Origin of the sequence: Streptomyces sp. NPDC005728 (assembly GCF_040630895.1) — a bacterium.
Lineage (GTDB): Bacteria > Actinomycetota > Actinomycetes > Streptomycetales > Streptomycetaceae > Streptomyces.
Genome location: NZ_JBEXYL010000254.1, coordinates 1 through 2,631, shown reverse-complemented (window position 1 = coordinate 2,631; position 2,631 = coordinate 1). Strand labels below are relative to the sequence as shown.

Genomic DNA, 2,631 nt, shown 5'->3' with positions numbered 1-2,631 from the left:
ACTGGATGGCCGTGTCCTCCTACGGCGCGGGCACCCAGTCCTCCGGTGTCGTGCGGATCCTCAAGGCCAGGAAGTCGGTCGGCGACAGGTCCGCGTCCACGCCGAGGTCGGCCATCGTGGCGAGGTAAGCGTCCCGCAGCCGGTTGTACCAGCCGTCCAGGTAGCGGCCGTTCTCGTAGCGCACCCACGCCTCGACCGGCCGCACCTCGTAGCCCAACTCCACCGCGTACGCCACGGTCGGTGTCGCGTACCAGGCCGGGCCTTCGGGACGCTCGCCCTTCGGCGTGAACGGGCTGGGCAGCAGACTTGCGTCCAGCTCCGCCCACTTGTCCTTGGCAGCCTTCACCCTCGACAGGTCGACGTGGGACAGGTCCACCAGCCACGAGCCGGGCAGCTTCGCATCGAACACCGGCGCCTTGACGTGCGTCGGCTCGCCGAGACCGACGACCAGGCCGTTGGCGCCAGCGGCGAAGGCCATGTTCACGTCGATGCCGACCAGGAACCGGTTCATGCACTCGGCGTCGGTGAGCGGCCGCGCCCAGTCGTACGCCTCCTCGAACAGCTTCTCGCCGGGGCCGCGGACGTGGAAGCGCGGCAGGTCCTTGAGCAGCGGGTGCCCGTCCGGGGCCTCGCACGGCGCACAGTCCACCGGCTCCTTCCCCAACGAGCCGGGGTTGTGCTCGGAGTGCCGCTTGCCGTCGGCGTCGAGCTCGGAGGCGCGGGTCGGCGGATGCAGAGCGGTCATCAGCTCCAGACCGGTGACAGCCGTGGAGCCGCGCGGCGTCATCACCCGGGACGCGTACACACCCAGGAGCCGGGCAAGTTCCGCCGGCGGCAGCTGGGCCGCCTCGCCCCAGTGGCGGGAGTCGAGTGCGTGCCAGGACGGGATGCACAGCTGGACGCAGGCCCGCTCCGAGCCCTTGGCCGGGCGGTAGATCCGCGCCCACGGCCCGAACCCGCGCTTCGTCAGCTTCCACTCCGCGCGGGCCAACTGCTTGATGACCTTGTGTCCCTCGGGGAGCCGCCCGGCAAGCCGCTCTTCCTTGGTGAGGCTGACCGGCAGGCCGTAGCGCTCGCACGCGGCCTCGGTGAGTACGAGCAGCGGGTCGGCGTCCCTGCCCGGCCCGGACAACTTCGGCTGCCCCAGCTTCGCCTCCTTCAGCGTCCAGTCCACCAGCGCCGGGATGCTCTTCGCGGGCACGTCAAGGACCAGGCCGCCCGTGCAGTACGCCAACACCTGGTCGTCTTCGACGTCGACGACCGCCAGCGGACCGTTCTCGAAGCGCGGGTCGGCTCCGCCCTCAGGGGTGCCGGCGGGGGCGGCCTTCTTCGCGCCGGGACGCCGAGACGTCGACGACGTCCTGGCGGTGCGCGCCGGACGCGACACGGCGGCCGGATCTGGAACGGCGGCTACGCGGGACTGGGTGCCCTCCACAGTGGCCGCGCCTTGGGTCGCCTGCCCCGTAGACAGGGTCTGTGTTTCCGCCGAGGATGTCTGGCCGGTGAATGCCTCAGGGGCTGCCGTGTCCTGCGCGGGCGTGGCAGAGGTGGGGTCGGCGGGGAACCGCTCCGCCCATCCGTCAAGGAGCCGCTGATAGGCCTGGCGGCGCGGGGGGCGCGGCTCGGCACGGCCGGCCTCCCAGTTCTTCACCGTCTGCGTCGTCGTCTGCAGCACCTGCGCGAGCCGGACCTGGGTGACCCCCGCCGCCTCGCGCAGCCGTCCCCGCTCGGCAGGCTCGGGCATCTCCGGCTCGCCGGCGAGCAGCGCCTCCACGGCAGCGAACAGCTCATCCTCCGTCGGCACGCTCCACCTCCACCCCAAACCCTAGCACAACTTATCCCTGGATTTGAGTTCAGCTTATCCTTGGATTTACCCTCTGATGTTTGATCAAGTTGGGGCTGGTGACGGTGTTGCACTGTCGGGGCAGGAGCGCATGCAGGACCGGGCCCTTGACGGCGGGCGGCCTCCCTCACCGCACTCCTCCGCGAGAAGGCTGCGGCCGAGCGCAGCGACTCAAGCTCCTGGGGCGACGCCAAGATCTCGACGCATCGCTTCACGGAGGGCTCGGGCGGCAGCCTCGTACGACGCGCGCTTGGCCCGGTACGTCTCGTCCTGGGAAGTGGCTCCGTTCAGCACTTGGTCCCGAAAATCACGCAGCGCTGCGTGTACCCGATCAGTGAGCGCGAGTACCTCCGCCGGCGCGCAGAGTTGCACTTGGTGGCGGAGCTCGTAGGCACCGCTCTCGCGCACTCTGTCGCGCACCAGTCGGGCCCGATCCTCCGGCGAGTCCTGGACGTTGTGGGCGATGTCGCGTAGCTGGCTCCGGGTCCGGGAGAGAGCGATGAGGTACTCGCCATACACCTGGCGCCGAAGCTGCTCGTCGCGGGCTTCCTTGTCACGGCGTGATCGTGCACGGTCGACGGCGAGTGTCGATCCGACACCGAGTAGCGCGCCGAGACCGGTGCCCACAAGAGTTCCCCAGTCCACTGTGCCCCCGACCGGCGACGCAACTGAGCGGTCAGCCTTCAGCGAGACTACTGACTTCGGCTCGTCAAGGTGACGTTGGGTCGTCGGGGGTCAGGCCGGTGCCTGCTATGAAGCCGTTGAGGGTGTCGGGCCGGTACTGGAGG

At 70.0% G+C, this 2,631-nt stretch carries 1 protein-coding gene and 2 pseudogenes; 1 reads left to right on the top strand and 2 read right to left on the bottom strand.

The annotated features are described in order from the left end of the window. A pseudogene (locus ABZ471_RS48280) lies at positions 1-65 on the top strand (hypoxanthine phosphoribosyltransferase); the annotation flags it as partial. Here the strand turns inward: ABZ471_RS48280 and ABZ471_RS48275 are convergent. Both ABZ471_RS48275 and ABZ471_RS48270 read right to left on the bottom strand, forming a co-directional pair. After that, positions 65-1,744, bottom strand: a pseudogene (locus tag ABZ471_RS48275) (helix-turn-helix domain-containing protein); the annotation flags it as partial. The pseudogenes ABZ471_RS48280 and ABZ471_RS48275 sit on opposite strands and share 1 nt — an antisense overlap. A gap of 270 nt (positions 1,745-2,014) precedes the next feature. Continuing rightward, entirely contained in the window at positions 2,015-2,470 is a 456-nt protein-coding gene (locus ABZ471_RS48270; RefSeq protein ID WP_359075519.1) for a hypothetical protein, read from the bottom strand. Positions 2,471-2,631: the final 161 nt, after the last annotated feature.